This window comes from Cellulomonas pakistanensis (genome assembly GCF_016862755.1).
Lineage (GTDB): Bacteria > Actinomycetota > Actinomycetes > Actinomycetales > Cellulomonadaceae > Cellulomonas > Cellulomonas pakistanensis.
Genome location: NZ_BONO01000002.1, coordinates 218,169 through 240,959, shown reverse-complemented (window position 1 = coordinate 240,959; position 22,791 = coordinate 218,169). Strand labels below are relative to the sequence as shown.

Here is a 22,791-nt window from a genome sequence, read left to right as displayed (position 1 = left end):
CCCCCGTGGCCGGGGCCGACCCGGGCGCCCTGGACCCCGACGCCGTCGTGCGCGGGGCCCGGCTCGCGGTCGACGTGGGCTCCGTCCGGGTCGGCCTCGCGGCCAGCGACCCCGACGGGCTGGTGGCCACCCCGGTCGCCACGCTGCCCCGCGACACGCGGACGCCGGCCCCGGGTGCGTGGCCGTCGGACGTCGCCTCGATCGTCGAGGAGGTCGCCGAGCGGTTCGCCGCGGCCGTGTACGTGGGCCTGCCGAAACACCTCTCCGGGACCGAGGGCGCTGCGGCGGAGGCCGCACGCGCGTACGCTGGTGCGCTGGCGCAGGCCGTCGCCCCGGTTCCGGTGCGGCTGGTCGACGAGCGGATGAGCACGGTGTCCGCCCATCAGGCGCTGCACGCGTCCGGCCGGTCCGGACGTCGTCACCGGGCGGTCGTCGACCAGGCGGCCGCGGTGGTGATCCTGCAGACCGCGCTCGACGCGGAGCGCTCCTCGGGCCGCCGGCCCGGCGAGCGGGTCACGGCGACCCGCCCGGAGCGCCCCGAGGAGGAGCGCCCGGGGGGTCCGCAGGACGCAGGACGAGCAGGACACACCGAAGGGACGACCGAGTGAGCGACCTGTTCCTCGGTGCTCCGCAGCAGGAGCACCACGAGGCGCCCCCGCCCTCGCGCCGCTCGCGCCGGGACACGCAGGAGCAGCGTGCCCAGCAGCGCAAGCACAAGCGCCGCCGCAGCGTCGTCGTGCTGCTGCTCGCCCTCGTCCTCGTGGGCGGCGCCGGCTTCGTCGTGTGGAGCGTGTTCGGCGACCTGTTCTCCGGCGGCGGCAGCGCCGAGGAGACCGTCGAGGACTTCCCGGGCCCCGGCAGCGGCGAGGTGCAGGTGACCGTCGCGCAGGGCGACACCGGCGGCGCGATCGGGCAGACGCTCGTCGACGCCGGCGTCGTCGCGACGGTGAACGCGTTCACCAGCGCCTACGCTGCCAACCCCGCCGCGACCGGCATCCAGCCCGGCACCTACGCGCTGCAGCTCGAGATGAAGGCGAGCGACGCGGTCAACGCGCTGCTCGACCAGGCGAACCGCGTGTCCAACCGGGTCACCATCCCCGAGGGCTACACCGCGTCGCAGATCTACCAGCGGGTCTACGAGGTCACCGGCATCCCGGTCGAGGACCTCGAGGCCGCCGCCGCCGACCCCGCCGCCATCGGCCTGCCCGCCGAGGCCGGCGGCAACGTCGAGGGCTGGCTGTTCCCGATGACCTACGAGGTCGAGCCCGGCTCGAGCGCCGCCAGCGTGCTGGCGCAGATGGTCGGCCGCACGACCACCCTGCTCACGGAGAAGGGCGTCGCCCAGGACCAGTGGGAGACGGTCCTGAACAAGGCGTCCATCGTCGAGCGCGAGGGCAAGCTGGACGAGGACCGCGCGAAGATGGCGCGGGCGATCCAGAACCGGCTCGACATCGGCATGAACCTGCAGATCGACGCGATCAACGCGTACGGCCTCGGCATCCCCGGCACCGAGCTGACGACCGCGGACACCAACGGGGCGCAGCCGCCGTACGACCCGTACAACTCGTACAAGATCGCGGGCCTGCCCCCGACGCCGATCGCCAACCCGGGCGAGGTGTCCATCGACGCCGTGCTCAACCCGGCCGACGGGCCGTGGCTGTACTGGGCCACGATCAACCTCGACACGGGCGAGACCCGGTTCGCCGAGACCTACCCCGAGCACCAGGAGAACGTGGACCTGCTCCGCGAGTGGCAGGCGGCCAACCAGTGACGGCGCCCGGGCGCCGCGCCGCGGTGCTCGGGCACCCGATCGGGCACTCGCTGTCGCCCGTCCTGCACCGGGCCGCGTACCGCGCGCTCGGGCTCGACGGCTGGTCGTACGAGGCCGTCGACGTCACCGAGGAGGGCCTGCCGGCGTTCGTCGACGCGCTCGACGGCACCTGGGCGGGCCTCAGCCTCACCATGCCGCTCAAGCAGACGGTGCTCCCGCTGCTCGACCACGTCGAACCGCTCGCCGAGGTCGTCGGCGCGGTGAACACGGTGCTCGTGCAGGGCGGCGGGTCCGGCCGGCCGGTGCTCACGGGGGCGAACACCGACGTGCACGGGCTCGTCGCGGCGCTGTCGGAGGGGCTGGCGGCCGCGGGGGCCGGATCTTCGGTGGGCGCGGGTCCGTCGGCGGGCGTGCAGTCGTCGGTAGGCGCGGCCGAGGCGGGCGTCGGGACGGCGGTTCTCAGCGAGCCGGGCGCCGGCGCGAGCCCCGTCCCCGCCCGGTCGGCCGTGGTGCTCGGCGCCGGTGCCACCGCCGCGTCGACGCTCGCCGCCCTGGCCCAGCTCGGCTGCACCGCGCCCGTCGTGCACGTGCGGTCGCTCGGCCGCACCGGGGCCCTGGCGCGCGCGGCGCACCGGATGGGCGTCGAGCCGGTGTTCCGCACGCTGGACGGCGCGCTGGACGCGATGGCGCGCGCGGACCTGGTCGTCTCGACGCTGCCGCCGCGCGCCGCGGACGACCTGGCGGCGGGGCTCGCAGGCGGCTCCGCGGGCGCTCCCCGCGCGGGCGCCGTGCTGCTCGACGTCGCGTACGACCCGCGCCCCACCGCGCTGCACGCCGCGTGGTCCGCCGCGGGCGGCGTGGCGGTGCCGGGGGAGCGCATGCTGCTGCACCAGGCCGCCGAGCAGGTGCGCCTGATGACCGGCCGGCCCGGCCCGCTGGCGGCGATGGACGCCGCGCTGGCCGAGGCGCTGGACGCGCCGGCCGCGCCCGTCGGCTGACGCCGGCGCGCCGTCCGCGCGACCGCCGACGCGCCGGCCCTGGGTGCCAGCACCCAGCCGCCCGCGCCGAATCACCCACCGAGGCGGGCCGGACGCCCGTCCGGTTCGTCCCCGTCCCTCATCTGACCCCGCCCGGGTGCCGATGGGCATCGTGGGGACGGTGCACCTGCCTGCCCCGGACGAAGGGACACGGGGTGAAGCAGCTCGGCGAGATCCTGCTGGACGAGGGCCTGGTCAGCGAGGCGCAGCTCATGGCGGCGCTGGACGAGCAGATGGCACGGGGGCAGTCCCTGGGCCGCACGCTGGTCGAGATCGGGGTCCTCACCGAGGGTCAGCTGGTGGCCGCGCTCGCGCGGCAGGTCGGCATGGCGTTCGTCGACCTCGACGAGTACCAGGTGGACCGGTCGGCGGTCTCGATGGTCCCCGCGGCGCTGTGCCGCCGGTACACCGTGCTGCCCGTCGGGTTCCAGGACGGCGCGCTCGTGCTCGCCACCGCCGACCCGGGCAACGTCGTCGCGGTCGACGACGTGCGCACCGTGTCCGGCATGGCCGTGCTGCCGATCGTCGCCACCTTCGAGAACCTCAACCGCGCGATCGAGCGGTTCTGCCGCGCCGACGGCGAGATGGAGGACCTGTCCTCGGCGTTCGAGGAGGAGCAGCAGTCCCAGCAGCAGCAGGTCGACCTGTCGAACATCGGGTCCGCCGTCGAGGACGACGCCCCGATCGTCCGGTACGTGAACCTGCTCGTGACCCAGGCGATCTCCGACCGCGCCTCGGACATCCACATCGAGCCGACCGAGCACGACCTGCGCGTCCGGTACCGGATCGACGGCGTGCTGCACGAGATGCAGCGCTCGCCCAAGCAGATCCAGGGCGGCGTCATCTCCCGCGTCAAGATCATGTCGGACATCGACATCGCCGAGCGCCGCAAGCCGCAGGACGGCCGCATGTCCGTCACGCACAACGGCCGCAAGATCGACCTCCGCGTCGCCACCCTGCCGACGGTGTGGGGCGAGAAGATCGTCATGCGAATCCTGGACAACTCCACGGCGTCGCTGGACCTGCGCGACCTGGCGTTCCTCGAGCACAACTACGAGACCTACCGGGAGTCCTACACCAAGCCGTACGGGATGATCCTGGTCACCGGCCCGACGGGCTCCGGCAAGTCGACCACCCTGTACGCGACGCTGAACGCGGTCTCGAAGCCGGAGATCAACGTCATCACGGTCGAGGACCCGGTCGAGTACCGGCTGCCCGGGATCAACCAGGTGCAGGTCAACCCGAAGGCCGGCCTGACGTTCGCCGGCGCGCTGCGCTCGATCCTGCGGTCCGACCCCGACGTCGTGCTGCTCGGTGAGATCCGCGACCACGAGACCGCCCAGATCGCCATCGAGGCGGCCCTCACCGGCCACCTCGTGCTGTCGACCCTGCACACCAACGACGCGCCGTCCGCCGTCACCCGGCTCACCGAGATGGGCATCGAGCCGTTCCTCGTGGGCTCGGCCCTGGACGCCGTGGTCGCGCAGCGGCTCGCCCGGCGGCTGTGCGGGAAGTGCTGCGAGCCCTACACGCCGACCGAGGCCGAGCTGACCGCCGCCCGGTTCCCGTGGGTGCCGGGGGAGCCGCTGCCCGAGCTGTTCCGGCCGGTCGGCTGCGTCGCCTGCTCCCGCACCGGGTACCGCGGGCGCGTCGCGCTGCACGAGGTGATGCGGGTGACCGAGGAGATCGAGCGGCTCGCCGTCGCCCGGTCCTCGGCGGCCGAGATCTCGGCCACCGCCCGGCAGCAGGGGATGATCACGCTCCGCGACGACGGCTGGCAGAAGGTCGCGCTGGGGCAGACGTCGGTCGAGGAGATCCTCCGGGTCGTGGCGTGACGGCGTGACGCCGTGGCGGTCTGACGGCAGGACGGCGTGACGGCGTGACGGCGTGACCTGACGGCTGGACGGCCTGACGGCTGGGCGGCTTGACGGCCTGACCCGACGGCTGGGGGCGCCAGCCCGCCCAGCACGACCCCACGGCGCGAGCCCCGTCGCCGAGTGGGCACGGGACGCGCCGACTGGGCATCCAGGGGATGCCCGCTCGACGTGTCGGATGCCCAGTCGGCGGCCGTGGGGTGGGTGCGGCGCGCCCGGCGCCGCGCCCGGCGTATCGGTGCGGCACAGCACGGACGCCGCCCGCAAGGGTGGCCCGGCGGGCCGGGGGAGTGGAACCCGGTGAGAACCCTCAAGAGCGGCGGGTACTGCGCCGATCAGGGGATGCGGACGACCGCTCGGCGCGTGCCGGGCGGCGAGGAAGGGGAACGACGGTGAGCGAGTCCTACACGGGCGACCCGCGGGAGACGCGGGCGCTCCCGCCGTACCTGCCGCCGACGGGGCAGGCCCCGGCCGGCCAGGCCCCGCCGGGCCAGGCGCCCCCGGCCCCGGCGGGTGCGCCGGGCTACGCGGTGCCGCCTGTGCTGCCCCCGCAGGGCCCGCCGGCCGGTTACGGCTCCACCCTGCCGACCGCCGGCTACGGCGGCCCGACGCCCGCGCCGCTGACCCCGCCGGCCGGCGCCCCGGCCGCCGCCCCGACGCGCGCGTCGCTGCGCCAGGCGCAGCAGGGTGAGCCGGTCCCCGCAGCCGCTCCGCCGCTCGCGCCGGGCGCCCCGCACGGCCAGCAGCCCGCCCAGGCCGCCGGCTACCCGCCGCCCCCGCCCGGGTACGCGCAGCAGCCCGCCGCCTCGACGCAGGCGATGCCCGCCGCGCCGGCGGCCGCCCGCCCCGCGCAGCCGGCGCCGGGGCAGCAGCAGGTCACCGGCCAGCAGCCGGCCCCGGGCCAGCAGCCGCCCGCCCGTCCGGCGCCGCAGCAGCGCGCCGGCATGGGGCAGCGCGCCGAGGATGGCGACCTGTCCCTCGACGCCGTGCTGGTCCGCATGGTGCAGCTCGGCGCGTCCGACCTCCACCTGACGAGCGGCTCGCAGCCGATGGTCCGCGTGAGCGGCTCGCTGCACCCGCTCGAGGATTTCCCGATGCTGGCCCCCGAGCCGCTGCGTCGCTCGATCTACTCGGTGCTCACCCAGAAGCAGCGGGAGCAGTTCGAGGCGTCCCTCGAGCTCGACTTCGCCTACGCGGTCCGCGGGCACGCCCGGTTCCGCGTCAACCTGTACCAGCAGCGCGAGTCCGTCGGCGCCGTGTTCCGCGTCATCCCGTACGAGATCAAGTCGCTCGAGAGCCTGGGCGTCCCGCCGGTCGTCGGGTCGTTCGCCGGCCTCCCGCGCGGCCTGGTCCTCGTGACCGGGCCCACCGGCTCGGGCAAGTCCACGACGCTCGCCGCGGTGATCGACCTGGCCAACCGCACGCGCGCCGACCACATCATGACGGTCGAGGACCCGATCGAGTTCCTGCACCGGCACAAGCGGTCGATCATCAACCAGCGCGAGGTCGGGGCCGACACCCACTCGTTCGCCAACGCGCTCAAGCACGTGCTGCGCCAGGACCCCGACATCATCCTCGTCGGCGAGATGCGCGACCTGGAGACCATCTCGGTCGCGCTCACCGCCGCCGAGACCGGCCACCTCGTGTTCGCCACCCTGCACACGCAGGACGCCGCGCAGACGATCGACCGCATCATCGACGTCTTCCCCTCGCACCAGCAGGACCAGGTGCGCACCCAGCTGGCCGCCTCCCTGCAGGCGGTCGTCTGCCAGACGCTCTGCAAGACGGCGAACGGCCAGGGCCGCGTCGTGGCGACCGAGGTCATGGTCGCCACCCCCGCGATCCGCAACCTCATCCGCGAGGGCAAGACGCACCAGATCCTCTCGTCGATGCAGGCGGGCACCGACGCGGGCATGCACACGCTCGACCAGAACCTGGCAGAGCTCGTCCGCACGGGCAAGGTCACGTACGAGGTGGCGCTCGAGAAGGCGCACCACACCGAGGACTTCAACAAGATGGTCGGCCGCACCGCCCGGATGAACCAGGGCGCGTCCGCGCTGAACAGCACCGGCGTCGGTTCCGGGTTCGGAGGGCAGTACTGATGGCCATCGCCCGCACGTACGAGTACGCGATCCGCGACGGCAGCGGCAAGCTGGTCAAGGGCCGGATCGAGGCGACGAACGAGGCCGCCGTCGTCAACCGGCTGCGGACCATGGGCATGGCTCCGCTGTCGATCAACGAGGTCCAGAACACCGGTCTCCAGCGCGAGATCACGATCCCCGGGTTCGGCAAGCGGGTCAGGATCAAGGACCTCGCGGTCATGTCGCGCCAGATGGCGACGATGATCTCGGCCGGTCTGTCGCTGCTCCGTGCGCTCAACATCATCGCGACGCAGACCGAGAACGAGGCCCTCGCCAAGGTGCTCGCCCAGGTGCGTGCGGACGTGGAGACCGGCAACTCGCTCTCAGACGGTCTGTCCCGGCACCCCGACACCTTCCCGCCGCTGATGATCAACATGATCCGCGCGGGCGAGGTGGGCGGGTTCCTCGAGGACGCCCTGCGCTCCGTCGCGGAGAACTACGAGAAGGAGGTCAAGCTGCGGGCGCAGATCAAGTCCGCGATGACCTACCCGGTGATGGTCTTCTGCATGGCGATCCTGGCCGTGGTCGGCATGCTGCTGTTCATCGTGCCGATCTTCGAGCAGATGTTCGCCGATCTCGGCGGTGAGCTGCCCTGGGCCACGCAGATCCTCGTCTACCTGTCGGGCGTCATGAAGTGGCTCGCCCCGGTGCTGCTGGTCGTCCTCGTCGCGTTCGGCGTCTGGTGGCGCAAGCACAAGGACGACGACGGGGTCCGGTCCCGGGTGCAGCCGTTCGCGCTCCGGGTGCCGATCTTCGGCCAGCTCTTCAAGAAGGTCGCGATCGCGCGATTCACCCGCAACTTCGGCACGATGCTCAGCGCCGGCGTCCCGATCCTGCAGGCGCTCGAGATCGTCGGGCAGACGTCCGGCAACTGGGCGATCGAGCAGGCGGTCAAGGACGTGCAGGAGAACGTGCGCACCGGCCAGTCGCTCGCGGCGCCGCTGTCGAACCACTCCGTGTTCCCACCGATGGTGACCCAGATGATCGCGACCGGCGAGGACTCCGGCTCCCTCGAGCTCATGCTCACGAAGGTTTCGGAGTTCTACGACGAGGAGGTCGCCGCGACGACGGAGCAGCTCACCTCGCTGATCGAGCCGCTCATGATCGCCGTCCTCGGCGTGATCATCGGCGGCATGATCATCGCGCTCTACATGCCGATCTTCTCGATCTTCGAGCTGGTCTGATCCTCGCCCGACCGGGCGCAGGACGAACCCGGGTCTATCCCCCTCAATCGGACCAAACGGACCACCCATTCGGGCGATCAAGGGCTTCGGGCCGCTGCCGATGACATAGGTGCAACACCTTGAACCACCGCATTGCGCGGTACTCGCAGCGACATTTTCCAGAAGAGGTAGAACAATGCACGCTCGTCTCCAGAAGGTCATGGACAAGCGCGAGAACGGCGAGAAGGGCTTCACGCTCATCGAGCTCCTCGTCGTCATCGTGATCATCGGCATCCTCGCCGCGATCGCCATCCCGGCGTTCCTCAACCAGCGTGAGAACGGCTGGGTCGCCCAGGTCGAGTCCGACGTCCGGAACGCGGCGATCGCGGCCGAGTCGTACGCCGTCGAGAACAACGGCTCGTACGCGAGCATGACCGCGGACATCCTCGCCGCCGACTTCGGCTTCAACAGCACCGAGCAGGTCGAGGTCGCCGTGACGGCTGCCGACGCGGCCGGCTACACCCTGGTGGGCACCAACCCGACGAACCTCGGCACCCGCACGTTCACCTACAACAGCGAGACCGGCACGATCGTGGACTCCGAGAACCCGTGATCCTGCTCGACGCGTGACAGCGCGGGGTGCCGCCCGACGGCGGCACCCCGCGCTGCGTTCGGTCCGACGACACCGGGAGGAGAGCCTGATGATCGCCCGCATCCGCCAGCGGCTCCGTCAGCACGACGACGCGGGCGTGACCCTGGTCGAGGTCATCGTCGCGATGATGATCTTCGCCCTGGTGTCGACAGGCTTCGTCTACACCATGCTCTCGGTCCTGAGCCTGACCCGGGACTCCCGGTCACGCGGCGTGGCCGCGAACCTCGCCGCCGAGGAGATCGACCTGGCGCGCGACGCCGAGGACCTCTTCGACCTGGTGGACGAGTCCCGGGCCGTCGAGCTCAACGGGGACACGTTCCAGGTCGTCCGGCGCGCGTCGTGGGTCACCGACCCCGACGAGGAGTTCAGCTGTGGCGGCGCCGGCGGGCTCGGGGGCGGCGACAGCGGCCAGCTCCGGTACAAGCGCATCTCGGTGGAGGTGACCTGGGGCGGCATGCGCTCCGGCACCGAGCCGGTGCGCTCCACGACGGTCATCAACCCGGACCAGCGTCTCAACGACCCGAACCTCGGGACGATCATCGTGTCGGTGCTCGACGGTGCGGGCCTCGGCAGCCAGGGCATCAGCATCGGCGCCAGCCCCTCGGTCGGCTCGGTCATCAGTGCGACGGACGCGCAGGGTTGCACGTACGTGCTCAAGGTGCCGCCGGACGACTACACGATCTCGGTGTCGCGGAGCGGGTACATCGACTCGAGCCAGAACACCACGTCGTCGCAGGCCGTGACCGTCGTCGGCGGGCAGTCGGCGACCGTCGGGTTCCAGTACGACCGCGCCGCCACCTTCACCACCACGCTCGCGGCCAACGCGCCGGCCGGCACGGCCGTCCGCGTCCCGACGAACCTGCAGACGACGTTCGCGAACACCTACGGGACGTTCGGGCGGACGCCCAGCTCCGGTGGCGGCACGCTCACGCAGCGGTTCCCGCTGCACCCGTTCTCGTCGGGATACGAGGTGTTCGCCGGCACCTGCGTCGCGGCCGACCCCTTGCAGTGGCCGGAGGAGGTCGTGGGCTCGCAGACGTTCCGGGCGGACCGGCAGCCCGCGGTGGCGGCGACGCCGGGCGGCGCGGCCAGCACCGGCGTCGCGATGGGCATCGTGACGGTGCGGGGGGGCAGCAGCTCGGTCTCGCACCTCAAGGCGGTGTCGGTGAACCCCACGACACCGGGCCTCCCGGGATGCGCGTCGACGCAGACGCTGGCGTTCGGCGACGTGATCCGCACCGGGTCGGGGACGATCGCGCTCCCGTACGGCACCTGGCAGCTGTACCGCGGGGGCTCGGGCGCGCAGAACACGCCGGTTCCGGCGGCCGACATCCAGCCGACGGTGCCGGCGAAGCCGGAGCGGACCACGGTCGCGCCCGACGGCAAGGTGACGTTGGACCCGCGGGTCGCGGTGGTCGCCCCGTGACCGCGCTCCGCCGCCGGCCTCGCGGGGACGCAGGCGTCTCGCTGCCCGAGCTGCTCGTCACGATGGCGCTGCTGGGCCTGCTCACCGCGATCGTGATGACGCTGGTCGCGACCTCGTCGCGGTCGTTCACGCGCGATCGCGCCGCCACGGAGAGCGCGATGACGGCCTCGACGGGCATGAACGAGCTGACCCGCGTGATCCGGTCGGGGACGACGCTCCGGCCGACCGGGGTCTCGCAGGACGCTCCCGTGTTCCTGGACGCCCGGGCGAACGCCCTGACCATCTACGCGTACATCGACACGTCGTCGTCGTCGCCGCGTCCGATGCAGGCGCGGTTCTCGATCGACGGCCAGCGGCGCGTCGTCGAGACGCGCTGGCTCGCCACGACGTCGGCATCCCCGTGGTCGTTCCAGAGCAGCCCCAGCTCGTCCAGGCCGATCGCTCGGTCCGTCCCCACCGGAGCCCCGGCGCTGTTCCGGTACTTCGACGCAGAGGGCGACGAGCTGGTCCCGCCGGCCAACGGCAGCAACATGAGCGAGGCGGACCGGCGTCTCGTCGCGGCGGTGCAGATCCACTTGACGGTGCAGGCGGACGGGACTGGCCGAGCCGACGCCGTCGAGATGCAGAACACCGTCAGCATCCCCAATCTCGGCATCTCGAGGATCAGACCATGAGGAACGCAGTGCGCCGCGTGCTGGCGCAGGACACCCACGACCGCGGGCTCGCGATGCCGCTGGTCATCGGCATCACGGCGGCTCTGGCTGCGCTGATGGTGGCCGGGGTCGCGTTCGCGACCGGTGCGCTGCGCAACGCGCGGTCGGACCAGGACTGGAACTCCGCGCTGGCCGCGGCCTACGCCGGCATCGAGGAGTTCGAGAGCCGGTTGGCCTACGACACCAGCTACTACAGCGCGGGCAACCCGGCGGCGAGCTTCTCGGCCGGGTCGAACGTGAGGCTGCCGGTCGGCGACGCCACCAACCCCGCGTTCGGCCTCGGTGCGACCGGGACCTGGGCCACGGTGCCCGGGAGCAACGGGGCATCGCAGTTCCGGTACGAGATCGACAACTCGCGCTTCGCCCAGGACGGGACGCTCCGGGTCCGGTCGACCGGGCGCGCCGGCGGGGAGACCCGCTCGATCGTCGCCGACCTCAAGCAGGAGGGCTTCATCGACTTCCTGTACTTCACCGACTTCGAGGTCACGGACCCGCAGGCCGTGGACCCGACCGACACGAAGAACTGCGCCATCAAGTACCCGAACCCGCGGCCGTGCGACAACATCTACTTCGGCGGCATGGATCAGCTCAACGGCCCGGTCCACACGAACGACGCGATCCAGACCAACGGGCCGGCCGAGTTCAACGGCCGCGTGACGACGTCGTGGGAGGCCGCCAGCGGGCCGAATTACATCCGGTACGAGGGCGCGCGCCCGACGTTCCAGAACCCCGGTGACCCCACCTTCAGCACGTCGATCGGCATGCCGCCGACCAACACGGCGCTGAAGAAGGAGACCCGCAGCGACCGCCCCGACGAGGTGGCCGAGACCGGGTGCCTCTACACGGGCCCGACGTCGATCGAGTTCAAGTCCGACGGCACGATGCGCGTGATCTCACCGTGGACCCAGTTCACCAACACGACCGGCGACACCGACACGGGCGGCTCAGCCCCGGACAAGTGCGGGAAGCCGGGCAGCACGGGCCTCGCGAAGAAGTCGGGGTCCACCTACGTGGGCGTCGACGTCCCGGTGACGGACAACCTCGTCATCTACGTGCAGAACGTCCCCACGACCTCCGGGAACGTCAACCGGGTCGCGAGCAGCTCGCGCACCCCTGTCCACCCAGGCGCGATCGCGTGCACGTCCTCGAACCGCAACAACATCGGGTACCCCATCGAGAACGAGACCGTCCCGTTCTCGACGGCGTACGGGTGCCGGAACGGTGACGTGTTCGTCAAGGGCGTCCTGAACGGCCGCACTACGGTGGCGGCCGAGAACTACGTCTACATCACGGGGAACGTGACGTACGCGGACGACAACGACGACATGCTCGGGCTCGTCGGCAACAACGCCGTGTGGGTCTGGAACCCGATGCGGACGACCACCGACTGGCGCGGCGACACGATCTACAGCTCCCTGCTCGGCGGCCGGGACCGGTACATCGACGCTGCCATCCTGTCGGTCGCGCACACGTTCATGGTGCAGAACTACAACCGGGGAGGGACGCGGGGCGATCTGTGGGTCACAGGGGCAATCGCGCAGAAGTTTCGCGGCCCCGTCGCGACCACCACCCGTAGCGGATCCGTGTCCACCCTGTCCACGGGGTACGCGAAGAAGTACTACTACGACGAGCGGTTCCGCACGCAGGCGCCACCGAAGTACCTCTCGCCCGTGACGACCACCTACGGCATCACGGTGTGGGTGGAGGTCGAGCCCGCGTTCGACTCCGACGGGAACTACCGGTGACGCTCGACGTCCTCGTCGTCCTCCTGGCGGGCATCCTCGGCCTGGTGATCGGTTCGTTCTTGAACGTGGTCGTGTGGCGGGTGCCGCGCGGCGAGTCGGTCGTCGCTCCGCCGAGCTCCTGCCCGCGCTGCGGCCACCGCATCCGGTCGCGGGACAACGTGCCGGTGCTCTCGTGGCTCGTGCTGCGCGGGCGGTGCCGGGACTGCGGCGAGCCGATCAGCGCCCGGTACCCGGCGGTCGAGGCGGTCACGGGTCTGCTGTTCGCAGTCCTCGCCGCCCAGGTCGGGCTGTCGTGGGTGCTGCCCGCGGTGCTGTACCTCGCTGCCGTCGGGGTCGCGCTGACCCTCATCGACATCGACGTGCAGCGACTGCCCGACCGGATCGTCCTGCCGTCGTACCCGGTCGGAGCCCTGCTGCTGGCTCTCGCCTCGTGGAACCCCGGCGGCGAACCCGACTGGTCCGCGCTGGTCCGGGCGGCGATCGGGTGCGTCGGCCTCTACGTCTTCTACTTCGCGGCCGCGTTCGCGTACCCGCGAGGCATGGGCTTCGGCGACGTGAAGCTGGCCGGCGTGCTCGGTCTGTACCTGGCGTGGTTCGGCTGGGGTGCATTCGCCGTCGGGGCGTTCGCAGCATTCCTGCTCGGCGGCGTCTACTCCGTGGGGCTTCTGGTCGCGCGGCGCGCGGACCGGAAGTCGGGCATTCCGTTCGGACCGTGGATGCTCGGCGGCGCCCTGGTCGGGCTGCTCTTCGGCGAAATGCTCTGGAACGCCTACCTCGGGCTCTTCCTCTGACCTACCGGAATCAGCCGGAGAACCCCTCAAGTCGGGCGCACCCGCGCCCGATCAGACTGCAGTACGCCATCCGGAGGGAAGGGACTCGAGCGTGGCCAAGACACGCATGATCGGGCTCGACATCGGCACCACGCAGGTGCGCGCGGCCGAGGTCGAGATCATGAGCGGACGCGGCGGCCGGCCGGCGCGTCCCACGCTCGTCCGCGCCGGAGCGGTGCAGCTGCCGTTCGGCGCCGTCCGCGACGGCGAGGTGGCCGAGCCGTCGACGGTCGGGACGGCCATCAAGCAGCTGTGGGCGCAGCAGAAGTTCGGGTCCAAGGACGTCGTCATCGGCGTCGGGAACCAGCGGGTGATCGTGCGCGAGCTCGACCTGCCGGCGATGCCCCTGCCCGAGCTGAAGGCCTCGCTGCCGTTCCAGGTGCACGATCTCATCCCGGTCGCGGTCGAGGACGCGATCCTCGACTACCTGCCGACCGGGTCGCGCGCCGCCGAGCACGGGACCGTGGTCTCGGGGCTGCTGGTCGCGGCGACCAAGGACACGGTGCGCGCCAACATCGCGGCGGTGAAGTCGGCCGGCCTCAACCCCGTCAGCGTGGACCTGAGCGCGTTCGCGCTCGCCCGTGCTCTCGGCGGCGAGAGCACGCTGGGCCAGACGCTGGCACTGGTCGACATCGGTGCTCGGGTCACCACCGTCGTGATCGTCGCGAACGGCGTGCCGACGATGGTCCGTCTGCTCCCGACGGGCGGCCAGGACGCTACCGACGCGGTGTCGCGGGCCATGAGCGTCCCGGCCGCGGAGGCGGAGGGGATCAAGCGCGAGATCGGGTTCGGGTTCAGCGTGCCCGCCGAGCTCGACGAGGCGGCCCGAGCCCTGGGAACTGCGACGACGTCGCTCGTCGAGTCGATCCGCAACACGTTCGTCTACTACGCGGCGTCGCACCCCGGTGCCGCGGCACAGGCCGTCTTCCTGACCGGCGGGGCGTGCCAGCTGCCCGGGCTGGGGCAGTACCTGTCCAGCGCGAGCCGGCTACCCGTGTCGGTGGGCCAGCCGCTCGGCACCGTCGACGTGGCGCGTGCGGCTGCGGCCACGGACGTCCTCGACGCCCAGCACACCTTCGCGGTGTCGGTGGGCCTGGCGATGGGAGCCGCGGCATGACCGCGATCAGCGAGCGCAAGGCGACTCCGGCCGCTGGGGTGCCGCAGCCGGCACCGTACATCGCGCCCCGGGTCAACCTGCTCCCGCCCGAGATCTACGGCGCGCGGGCGATGGGGCGTGTGAAGCGGGTGCTCGCGCTGTGCCTCGTCCTCGTGGTGGCCGTGGCCGCCGGCGGGTACGCGCTGTTCTCGTTCGCCCTGTCGACGCAGGAGAAGGCGCTGGCGGACGCGGACGCCGAGACCATGCGCCTCACGGCCGCGCAGCAGCAGTACGCCGAGGTCCCCGTCGTGCTCAACCGGCTCGAGCAGCTCGAGGCAGCCCGGCAGCAGGGCATGTCGACGGAGACGCTCTGGCGGGAGTACCTCGGCTACGTGTTCGCGGCGATGCCCGGTGGCGTCAAGGTCGCGAGCCTCACCGTGGACGGCGCGACGCCGATGCTGGCTCCGGCCGCGCCGGCGGACCCGCTGCAGGCGGAGTCGGTGTCCCGACTCGACATGACCGCGGTGAGCGACACCCTGCCGAACATCGCGCAGTGGCAGGACCAGCTGGACACCATCCCCGGCTTCGACGACGTGCGGGTCACCGCCGTGACGGTCGGGGAGGACACGGACACCGCCACGCCGCGGTTTGAGTTCTCGGTCAGCGTCCAGGTCACGGACGAGGCCTACGCCAACCGCTTCCTGCCGAACGAGGACGAGGGCTGACATGGAGAATGTCAAGAAGTCGACGTGGGTCGCCGGCACCGTCCTGCTGGCGGTCGCGATCCTGGCGCTCAGCTGGTTCGTGCTCATCTCGCCGGTGGTGGCGAAGACCGCGCGCGCAGCCGAGGACACGCAGATCGCGGAGGACCGGAACTCGACGCTCGCCGCTCAGCTCGCGCGGCTGGAGCAGCAGTTCGCCGAGCTCGGGTCGTACGAGGAGCAGCTCGCGCTGATCGAGCGCGAGATCCCGGCCACCGGTCGCACCTCGGACTTCCTCCGGACGGTGGACAGCATCGCGGCGGCGTCCGGCGCGGCGGTCGTGGACGCCTCGGTGGGCGTGCCCGAGGCGGTGGCTCCGGCGGCGGTGGAGGCCGCGCCGAGCAGCGGCGACGCCACCGAGGAGGGCGCATCCGGGGAGGGCGCCACCGACGCGGACGGATCTGAGGAGGGGGCGGGCGCGAGCACGTCCGGTCCCTCGGCGGCGGCGCCGATCCCGGGCTTCGTGGCCGTCCCGGTCACCATCACGGCGCTCGGCAACCCGGTGGACGTCCTCTCGTTCCTCGGGACGCTGCAGGAGGACTCCGACCGGCTCTTCCTGGTGACGTCGCTCGACGGTACCGGTCAGGACGAGGCCGAGGCCTCCGGTGGGCGCCCGGCGACCGCCAAGGGCGACCTGGAGCTCCTCATCTCGGGGTACGTGTACGTGCTCCAGGACCCGACCGCCGCGGCCGGCGACGCGACCGAGCAGGGCGAGTCGGGGGCACCGCCGGCGGCCGGTGACCCCTCGGGGGCGTTCTCCAACGCCTGACCCCGTCCCGCACCACCCGCCCGCGCCCCGGCCCACCTCGTGGACCGGGGCGCGGTCGTACCCGCACACCATGGGAAGATCCCGACCATGCTCCGTTGGTTGACGTCCGGTGAGTCGCACGGCCCCGCCCTGGTGGGCGTGCTCGAGGGCCTCCCCGCGGGGGTGGAGGTCGAGTCGGCCCACATCCGCGACGCCCTGGCGCGGCGCCGGCTCGGCTACGGCCGCGGTGCGCGCATGAAGTTCGAGCAGGACGAGGTTCGCATCCTCGGCGGCGTCCGCCTGGGCGAGTCGCAGGGCGGCCCCGTCGCCATCGAGATCGGCAACACCGAGTGGCCGAAGTGGGTCGACGTCATGTCGTCCGACCCGGTCGACGACCCGGAGAAGCTGAACCGCGCCCGCAACGCCCCGCTGACCCGGCCGCGCCCGGGCCACGCCGACCTGGTCGGCATGCGGAAGTACGCGTTCGACGACGCCCGCCCGGTGCTGGAGCGCGCGTCGGCGCGCGAGACCGCCGCCCGCGTCGCGCTCGGGACGGTGGCGGCCCGGTTCCTCGAGCAGGCCGCGGGCGTCCGGCTCGTGTCGCACGTGGTCGGGATCGGCCCGGTCGCGGCTCCCGACGACGCCGCGCTGCCGACGCCCGACGACGTGGCCGCGCTGGACGCCGACCCGGTGCGCTGCTTCAACGCGACGACGTCGGCCGCGATGGTCGCCGAGATCGACGAGTGCCACAAGGACGGCGACACCCTCGGCGGCGTCGTCGAGGTGCTGGTCTACGGCCTGCCGTCCGGGCTCGGCTCGTACGTGCACGCCGACCGGCGGCTCGACGCGCGGCTCGCCGGTGCGCTCATGGGCATCCAGGCGATCAAGGGAGTCGAGGTCGGCGACGGATTCCGGACCGCCACCCGTCGCGGCTCGCAGGCGCACGACGAGATGGAGCGGGACGCCGACGGCGTGATCCGCCGCCGCAGCAACCGTGCGGGTGGCCTCGAGGGCGGCATGACGAACGGCGAGATCCTGCGCGTCCGCGCGGCGATGAAGCCGATCTCGACGGTGCCGCGCGCGCTCGACACCGTGGACACCTCCAGCAACGAGCCCGCGAAGGCGCAGCACCAGCGCTCGGACGTGTGCGCGGTGCCGCCGGCGGCGGTCGTGGCGGAGGCGATGGTCGCGCTCGTGGTCGCGGACGCGCTGCTGGAGAAGACCGGCGGCGACTCGGTCGGCGAGGTCCGCCGGAACCTCGACGCCTACGTCGCGTCGATCCCCGACCTCCTGCGATGAGCGCAGCCCGCGGGCTCGCCCGCTGCGCGCCCGAGCCCGCGGGGAGCCCGAGATGACCGCCCGCCCGCGGGTCGTCCTCGTCGGACCGCCCGGCTCGGGCAAGTCGACGGTGGCGCACGCCCTGGCGGGCCGGTGGCACCTCGCGGAGCGGGACACCGACGCCGACGTCGAGTCCGTCGCAGGCAAGCCGGTGGCGGACATCTTCGTCGAGGACGGCGAGCCCCGGTTCCGCGAGCTGGAGCACGAGGCGGTCCGGCTGGCGCTGGCCGAGCACGACGGCGTCCTGGCGCTCGGCGGCGGCGCGGTGCTGCACCCGGCGACCCAGGAGGCGCTGGCGGCGTACCGGGAGTCGGGCGGCGTCGTGGTGTTCCTCGACGTCAGCCTGAAGCACGCGGCGCCGCGTGTGGGGTTCAACCAGTCGCGTCCGCTGCTGCTCGGGAACCCCCGGGCGAAGTGGCAGGCGCTGATGACGGAGCGGCGGCCGGTGTACGAGGCCGTCGCCACGGTGGTCGTGTCGACCGACGGCGTCGCGCCGGCGGTCGTCGCGGAGCGGATCGAGGCGGCGCTGGCCGACCGGCGCACGGGGGAGCCCGCGGCCGACGGCGGCGCGGCGGGCGAGGACAGGAGCGAGGCATGAGCACGCGCACGGTGCAGGTCACGGGCGACCAGCCGTACGAGGTCGTCATCGGGCACAACCTGCTGGGCGAGCTGCCCCGGCTGCTGGGCGACGGCGTCCGCAAGGTGCTGGTCATCCACCCGACGGCGCTGGCGGCGACCGCGGACGCGGTCCGGGAGGACCTGACGGCGCAGGGCTACGAGGCGCTGCTGGCCGAGGTGCCGGACGCCGAGCCCGCGAAGTCCGCGCAGGTGGCGTCGTTCTGCTGGCAGGTGCTCGGCCAGGCGGACTTCACGCGCAGCGACGCGGTCGTCGGGCTCGGCGGCGGGGCGACCACGGACCTCGCCGGCTTCGTCGCGTCGACGTGGCTGCGCGGCGTCAAGGTCGTGCACGTGCCGACGACCCTGCTCGCGATGGTGGACGCTGCCGTCGGCGGCAAGACCGGCATCAACACCGTCGAGGGCAAGAACCTGGTCGGCACCTTCTACCCGCCGGCGGGCGTGCTGTGCGACCTCGCGGCGCTCGAGAGCATGCCGAAGCACGACTACGTCGCCGGGCTGGGCGAGGTCGTGAAGTGCGGGTTCATCGCGGACCCGCGGATCCTCGAGCTGGTCGAGGCGCACGGGCCGGAGATCGCCGACCCGGTCCGCGCCGCGCGGTCCGAGGTGCTGGCCGAGCTGGTCGAGCGCTCCGTCGCCGTCAAGGCGCGGGTCGTGGGGGAGGACCTCAAGGAGGCCGGCCTCCGGGAGATCCTCAACTACGGCCACACCCTCGGCCACGCGATCGAGCACGTCGAGCGGTACTCGTGGCGGCACGGCGCCGCCGTGTCGGTCGGCATGGTCTACGCCGCGGAGCTCGCGCGGCTCGCGGGCCGGCTGGACGAGGACGTCGTCGCCCGGCACCGGTCGATCCTCACGGGCCTCGGCCTGCCGACGACCTACCGCGGCGACCGGTGGGACCAGCTGCACGCCGCGATGCGCCGGGACAAGAAGACCCGCGGCGACCTGCTGCGGTTCGTCGTGCTCGACGGGGTCGCCCGGCCGGCGCGGCTGGAGGGACCGGACCCGTCGCTGCTCGTCGCGGCGTACGCGGAGATCTCCGAGGGCGCAGCGCCGGTGCGGGGCATCTCCCTGGGCTGAGTCGCACAAGCCCGAAGGCTTGTGACTCGACCTACCAACTCTCAGGGTTGTAAGGGGCCGTACCACGGTCTAGCGTGGCGGCCATGTGGACCCTGACGGTGGACCAGGAGGGCAGCCGCCGGGTCGGCGACCGCGTGGACGCCCTGCTCGCCGACCTGGCCTCCGCGTCGCCGCTCGCGACCGCCGCGCCGGGCGCCGTCGTGCTGCCGTTCGAGCGCACGGTCGGCGACGAGGTCCAGGGCGTGCTCGCCGACGCAGACCTCGTGGTCGCGCTGGCCCTGCACCTCGTCCGCACCGGCGGGTGGAGCATCGGCATCGGCTCCGGCGTGGTCGACACCCCGCTCCCGGTCTCGTCCCGCGCCGGGTCCGGCAGCGCGTTCATCCACGCCCGGGAGGCCGTCGAGGCCGCGAAGTCCCGGCTGCGGAGCGTGCCGCTGGCCGTCCGGGGCCCGGACGCGGTCGCCGCCGCCGAGGCGGAGGGCGTGCTGGTCCTGCTCGGCGCCGTGGTCGCCCGGCGGACCGCCGCCGGCTGGTCGGTCGTCGACCGCGTGGCCCCGGGCCGCGGCGAGCCCGGGGCGCGGCAGGAGGACGTCGCCGCCGCGCTGGGCATCAGCCAGCAGGCGGTGAGCGCCCGCCTCCGCGCCGCGCTGTGGGCCGAGGAGGTCGCGGCCCGCCCCGCCGCGGCGCGCCTGCTCCGGCTCGCGGGCGGGCGTGGCCAGGATGGGTCGGCCGAGGTCGACCGGGAGGGGCGCGCGTGACGACGCTGTGGGGGACCGTGCTCGTGGTGGCCGCCCTGGCGGTCAGCGTCGGGCTCGGCTGGGTCGCCGCGGCGGGCGTGCTGCGGCTCGCCGACCGCGGCGGGCGCCGGCCGCGGGGTGCGCCGGCCCGGGAGGGCGCGGGCCCGCACGAGCCCGCCAACGACGAGCCCCGCGAGTACCGCAAGGGCCGGGTCAACCGCGGCGCGTCCGGCGACGCGAACGCCCGGGCGCTCGGCGACGGCCCCGACAGCGACCGTGTCCGGGCCAAGCTGCGCGGCGGCACCTGGATCGGGGTGCTCGAGCGGCTGGCGGTCACCGGCGCCCTGCTCGCCGGGGAGCCCGGCGGCGTCGCGGTGGTCGTGGCGGTCAAGGGCCTCGGCCGGTACCCGGAGCTGCGCGCGGGCGACGACCCGGCGGTGTCGGAGCGGTTCGTCATCGGCACGCTGGCGTCGCTCGTGTGGGCGGCGGGGATCGGCGTGCTCGGCCGCTGGCTGCTGACCCGGTGACGCGGGCGCTCAGTTCGGGCGCGGGGCTCGGGCACCGCGGTCACGACGTCCTGTTCACCCGCTTTCACCCGAACCAGCGGTCCAGTCACGGGCAGCGCTTTCCGATGAGGACGCATGCGCGGGGACGAGGAGGGGCCGGGGACCGACCGTGACGTGACCACCCGCGACCACCTGGTGATCGGGCTGTTCGTCATGGCGGTGATCACGGCGCTGGGCGGGGTGTGGCCCGCTGACCCGTCCTCGCCGGTGCAGTGGTGGCTCGTGGTGTCGGCGGTCGACGTGGTGCTGTGCGGCGCGCTCCTGACCCTGCCCGTGCACCCGCGCAGCACGCAGGCGGTGCTGATCGCGGGCGTCGTCGTCTCGGCGGCGCTCGTCAGCACGTGCCACACCGCGCAGGGCGTCGTGCTGTTCGCGCTCGGGTTCGTCGTGGCAGGGCAGTTCGCGGCCTACGCGCTGGAGCCGCGGCGCGCGGCGGTCGTCGCCGGCGTCGTGGTGGCCGCGATCGCGCTTCCCGCGGCGATCGCGCCGGCGGCGGTGCACCCGGTCGTCGTGGTGGGGGCGTGCGCGATGGCGCTGCTCTCGTGCTGGCTGATGGCGCAGCAGTCCGGGAGGCTGCGGCAGCAGGCCCGTACCGACCACCTCACCGGGGCGCTCAACCGCGGCGCCTTCCACGAGCGCCTGGGCGACGTCGTCCCGCGCGCGTTGCGCACCGGGGCGCGGCTGAGCGTCGTGGCGCTCGACGTCGACGACTTCAAGGTCGTGAACACCCGCCACGGCCACCTCGGCGCGGACGACCTCCTGGCCGGCCTCGCCGCGGGGTGGCGGGCGAGGCTGCCGGCGGGGGCGTTCCTCGGCCGCGTCGGGGGCGACGAGTTCGTCGCGGTGCTGCCGGGTGCGGACGAGGCCGCGGCCCGCGGGTGGGTGGCGTCGGCGGCGCTCCGGGACGTGCTGTCCTCCAGCGCCGGGGTCGCGGAGCTGCGTCCCGAGGACTCGGTGCGCAGCCTGCTCGACCGGGCCGACGCGGACCTGTTCGCCTCGAAGGACGCGCGCCGGACGCTCGCGGGGAACGTCTGACCCGCGCCGGCGGCCGTGCGGCGGTCCCGCACGGTACGATAGTCGGCGGCTCAGCCCCGCCCGCGACCGCGGGCGCGCGTGGCGGCCCGGCAGACAGCACCCCTGGACAGGAAGCAGCGACACGTGGCGACGACGAACGACCTGAAGAACGGCACCGTGCTGAGGATCGACGGCCAGCTCTGGACGGTCATCGAGTTCCAGCACGTGAAGCCCGGCAAGGGCGGCGCGTTCGTCCGCACCAAGCTGAAGAACGTCCTCTCGGGCAAGGTCGTCGACCGCACGTTCAACGCCGGCACCAAGGTCGAGACGGCGAACGTCGACAAGCGCGACATGCAGTACCTGTACAAGGACGGCGAGGACTTCGTGTTCATGGACACGGACACCTACGACCAGATCACCGTCCCGGCCGCCACCGTCGGCGACGCCGCGAACTTCATGCTGGAGAGCACCAGCGCGATGGTCGCGACGAACGACGGCGTGCCGCTGTACGTCGAGCTCCCGCCGTCGGTGACGCTCATGGTGACCTACACGGAGCCGGGCCTGCAGGGCGACCGCTCCTCGGCCGGCACCAAGCCCGCGACGCTGGAGACCGGCTACCAGATCCAGGTCCCGCTGTTCCTGGAGTCGGACACCAAGGTCAAGGTCGACACCCGCGACGGCAGCTACCTGGGTCGCGTGAACGACTGAGGTGGGAGCTCGCACCAAGGCCCGCAAGCGGGCCCTCGACGTCCTCTTCGAGGCGGAGCAACGCCGGCTCGACCCGCTGACCGTGCTCGCGGACCGCATCGCGCAGCCCGGCACCGAGGCGGCCCTGCCGCAGTACTCGGTCGAGCTGGTCGAGGGCGTGCAGGCGCAGCGCGCCCGGATCGACGAGGTCATCGCGACGCACTCGCACGGCTGGACGATCGAGCGGATGCCCGCGGTCGACCGCGAGCTGCTGCGGATCGGCACGTGGGAGATCCTGTTCAACGACGACGTGCCCGACGCGGTCGCCGTGGACGAGGCCGTCGAGCTGGCCCGCAGCCTGTCGACGGACGAGAGCCCCGGCTTCGTCAACGGCCTGCTCGGCCGCCTGGTCGACCTGAAGCCGACCCTCCTGGCCTGACGCCGCACGCACGCACGGCCCCCGTCGCCCCCGTCCCGGGGCGCCGGGGGCCGTCCTGCGTCCCGGGTCCGCCCTCGACGCCGAGATGGCAACTCTCGGCTGTGCGCGGACCGCCCGCCACAGCCGAGGGTTGCCACCTCGGCGAACGTGGTGCGGGTGCGGGCGCGGGCGTACGCGGCGCGCGGGGCGGACGCGCGGCGCGGGGCGGACGCGCGGCGCGGCAGCGCGGGCGCGCGGGCCCGGACGGGGCCGCGGGCGTGGCGCGGCTCACGCCGCCCGCGGCGTGGACGCCGCGGGCCGCACCCGGCCGGTCTGTGTAAGGTGCCGGGGAACGAGC

Annotated in this window: 22 protein-coding genes; all 22 read left to right on the top strand. The window is 73.1% G+C overall.

What is annotated here, in order from left to right; all coding sequences use genetic code 11:
• Positions 1 to 5 precede the first annotated feature (5 nt).
• Positions 6 to 608 carry a Holliday junction resolvase RuvX gene (gene ruvX, locus Cpa01nite_RS02540; protein WP_308439336.1) on the top strand — a complete coding sequence of 201 codons (603 nt, stop codon included), beginning with the start codon at positions 6 to 8 and terminating at the stop codon, positions 606 to 608.
• Entirely contained in the window at positions 605 to 1,771 is a 1,167-nt protein-coding gene (gene mltG / locus Cpa01nite_RS02535; RefSeq protein WP_239068459.1) for an endolytic transglycosylase MltG, read from the top strand. The genes ruvX and mltG overlap by 4 nt, the downstream gene beginning before the upstream one ends.
• Entirely contained in the window at positions 1,768 to 2,769 is a 1,002-nt protein-coding gene (locus Cpa01nite_RS02530) for a shikimate dehydrogenase family protein (protein WP_203667142.1), read from the top strand. The genes mltG and Cpa01nite_RS02530 overlap by 4 nt, the downstream gene beginning before the upstream one ends.
• 194 nt (positions 2,770 to 2,963) lie before the next feature.
• Positions 2,964 to 4,643, top strand: a complete 1,680-nt coding sequence (locus Cpa01nite_RS02525) for a GspE/PulE family protein (RefSeq protein ID WP_203667141.1) — start codon at positions 2,964 to 2,966, stop codon at positions 4,641 to 4,643.
• Between the two features lie 431 nt (positions 4,644 to 5,074).
• Positions 5,075 to 6,784 (top strand): type IV pilus twitching motility protein PilT, encoded by a 1,710-nt coding sequence (locus Cpa01nite_RS18800; RefSeq protein ID WP_275406188.1) that lies wholly within the window; start codon positions 5,075 to 5,077, stop codon positions 6,782 to 6,784.
• Positions 6,784 to 8,007, top strand: a complete 1,224-nt coding sequence (locus tag Cpa01nite_RS02515; RefSeq protein WP_203667140.1) for a type II secretion system F family protein — start codon at positions 6,784 to 6,786, stop codon at positions 8,005 to 8,007. The genes Cpa01nite_RS18800 and Cpa01nite_RS02515 overlap by 1 nt, the downstream gene beginning before the upstream one ends.
• 175 nt (positions 8,008 to 8,182) lie before the next feature.
• Complete coding sequence (locus tag Cpa01nite_RS18930) at positions 8,183 to 8,599, top strand: type IV pilin protein (RefSeq protein ID WP_373307302.1); 417 nt, start codon at positions 8,183 to 8,185, stop codon at positions 8,597 to 8,599.
• A gap of 88 nt (positions 8,600 to 8,687) precedes the next feature.
• Complete coding sequence (locus tag Cpa01nite_RS02505) at positions 8,688 to 10,064, top strand: type IV pilus modification PilV family protein (protein WP_203667139.1); 1,377 nt, start codon at positions 8,688 to 8,690, stop codon at positions 10,062 to 10,064.
• Positions 10,061 to 10,738: a PilW family protein gene (locus Cpa01nite_RS02500; RefSeq protein ID WP_203667138.1), complete on the top strand. Its 678-nt coding sequence runs from the start codon at positions 10,061 to 10,063 to the stop codon at positions 10,736 to 10,738. Before Cpa01nite_RS02505 ends, Cpa01nite_RS02500 begins: the two co-directional genes overlap by 4 nt.
• On the top strand, positions 10,735 to 12,522 hold the full coding sequence (locus Cpa01nite_RS02495) for a hypothetical protein (RefSeq protein ID WP_203667137.1): 1,788 nt from the start codon (positions 10,735 to 10,737) through the stop codon (positions 12,520 to 12,522). The genes Cpa01nite_RS02500 and Cpa01nite_RS02495 overlap by 4 nt, the downstream gene beginning before the upstream one ends.
• A complete protein-coding gene (locus Cpa01nite_RS02490; protein WP_203667136.1) occupies positions 12,519 to 13,313 on the top strand; it encodes a prepilin peptidase in 795 nt (264 codons plus the stop codon). The genes Cpa01nite_RS02495 and Cpa01nite_RS02490 overlap by 4 nt, the downstream gene beginning before the upstream one ends.
• Before the next feature lie 91 nt (positions 13,314 to 13,404).
• Complete coding sequence (gene pilM / locus Cpa01nite_RS02485; protein ID WP_239068458.1) at positions 13,405 to 14,469, top strand: type IV pilus assembly protein PilM; 1,065 nt, start codon at positions 13,405 to 13,407, stop codon at positions 14,467 to 14,469.
• Positions 14,466 to 15,173 carry a PilN family protein gene (locus tag Cpa01nite_RS02480; RefSeq protein WP_203667135.1) on the top strand — a complete coding sequence of 236 codons (708 nt, stop codon included), beginning with the start codon at positions 14,466 to 14,468 and terminating at the stop codon, positions 15,171 to 15,173. The genes pilM and Cpa01nite_RS02480 overlap by 4 nt, the downstream gene beginning before the upstream one ends.
• Before the next feature lies 1 nt (position 15,174).
• Positions 15,175 to 15,978 (top strand): hypothetical protein, encoded by an 804-nt coding sequence (locus tag Cpa01nite_RS02475; protein WP_203667134.1) that lies wholly within the window; start codon positions 15,175 to 15,177, stop codon positions 15,976 to 15,978.
• A gap of 87 nt (positions 15,979 to 16,065) precedes the next feature.
• Positions 16,066 to 17,256 carry a chorismate synthase gene (aroC, locus tag Cpa01nite_RS02470; protein ID WP_203667133.1) on the top strand — a complete coding sequence of 397 codons (1,191 nt, stop codon included), beginning with the start codon at positions 16,066 to 16,068 and terminating at the stop codon, positions 17,254 to 17,256.
• A gap of 52 nt (positions 17,257 to 17,308) precedes the next feature.
• Positions 17,309 to 17,893 (top strand): shikimate kinase, encoded by a 585-nt coding sequence (locus Cpa01nite_RS02465; RefSeq protein WP_203667132.1) that lies wholly within the window; start codon positions 17,309 to 17,311, stop codon positions 17,891 to 17,893.
• Positions 17,890 to 19,011: a 3-dehydroquinate synthase gene (gene aroB / locus Cpa01nite_RS02460; protein ID WP_203667131.1), complete on the top strand. Its 1,122-nt coding sequence runs from the start codon at positions 17,890 to 17,892 to the stop codon at positions 19,009 to 19,011. Before Cpa01nite_RS02465 ends, aroB begins: the two co-directional genes overlap by 4 nt.
• Positions 19,012 to 19,094: 83 nt before the next feature.
• Positions 19,095 to 19,769, top strand: a complete 675-nt coding sequence (locus Cpa01nite_RS02455; RefSeq protein ID WP_203667130.1) for a hypothetical protein — start codon at positions 19,095 to 19,097, stop codon at positions 19,767 to 19,769.
• Positions 19,766 to 20,275, top strand: coding sequence for a hypothetical protein (locus Cpa01nite_RS02450; protein ID WP_239068457.1), 510 nt, complete (start codon positions 19,766 to 19,768; stop codon positions 20,273 to 20,275). Before Cpa01nite_RS02455 ends, Cpa01nite_RS02450 begins: the two co-directional genes overlap by 4 nt.
• 153 nt (positions 20,276 to 20,428) lie before the next feature.
• Positions 20,429 to 21,349 (top strand): GGDEF domain-containing protein, encoded by a 921-nt coding sequence (locus tag Cpa01nite_RS02445; RefSeq protein WP_203667129.1) that lies wholly within the window; start codon positions 20,429 to 20,431, stop codon positions 21,347 to 21,349.
• A gap of 123 nt (positions 21,350 to 21,472) precedes the next feature.
• Positions 21,473 to 22,036 carry an elongation factor P gene (efp, locus tag Cpa01nite_RS02440; RefSeq protein ID WP_147793617.1) on the top strand — a complete coding sequence of 188 codons (564 nt, stop codon included), beginning with the start codon at positions 21,473 to 21,475 and terminating at the stop codon, positions 22,034 to 22,036.
• Position 22,037: 1 nt separating this feature from the next.
• Positions 22,038 to 22,454 (top strand): transcription antitermination factor NusB, encoded by a 417-nt coding sequence (gene nusB / locus Cpa01nite_RS02435; protein WP_147793616.1) that lies wholly within the window; start codon positions 22,038 to 22,040, stop codon positions 22,452 to 22,454.
• The last annotated feature ends 337 nt before the right edge of the window (positions 22,455 to 22,791 follow it).

Excerpts from the sequence above, each read along its gene's own strand:
- aroC (WP_203667133.1), top strand. The coding sequence starts at position 16,066 with ATGCTCCGTTGGTTGACGTCCGGTGAGTCGCACGGCCCCGCCCTGGTG.
- Cpa01nite_RS02475 (WP_203667134.1), top strand. The coding sequence starts at position 15,175 with ATGGAGAATGTCAAGAAGTCGACGTGGGTCGCCGGCACCGTCCTGCTG.
- Cpa01nite_RS02465 (WP_203667132.1), top strand. The coding sequence starts at position 17,309 with ATGACCGCCCGCCCGCGGGTCGTCCTCGTCGGACCGCCCGGCTCGGGC.
- Cpa01nite_RS02455 (WP_203667130.1), top strand. The coding sequence starts at position 19,095 with ATGTGGACCCTGACGGTGGACCAGGAGGGCAGCCGCCGGGTCGGCGAC.
- Cpa01nite_RS02480 (WP_203667135.1), top strand. The coding sequence starts at position 14,466 with ATGACCGCGATCAGCGAGCGCAAGGCGACTCCGGCCGCTGGGGTGCCG.
- Cpa01nite_RS02505 (WP_203667139.1), top strand. The coding sequence starts at position 8,688 with ATGATCGCCCGCATCCGCCAGCGGCTCCGTCAGCACGACGACGCGGGC.
- Cpa01nite_RS02515 (WP_203667140.1), top strand. The coding sequence starts at position 6,784 with ATGGCCATCGCCCGCACGTACGAGTACGCGATCCGCGACGGCAGCGGC.
- aroB (WP_203667131.1), top strand. The coding sequence starts at position 17,890 with ATGAGCACGCGCACGGTGCAGGTCACGGGCGACCAGCCGTACGAGGTC.
- Cpa01nite_RS02495 (WP_203667137.1), top strand. The coding sequence starts at position 10,735 with ATGAGGAACGCAGTGCGCCGCGTGCTGGCGCAGGACACCCACGACCGC.
- Cpa01nite_RS18930 (WP_373307302.1), top strand. The coding sequence starts at position 8,183 with ATGCACGCTCGTCTCCAGAAGGTCATGGACAAGCGCGAGAACGGCGAG.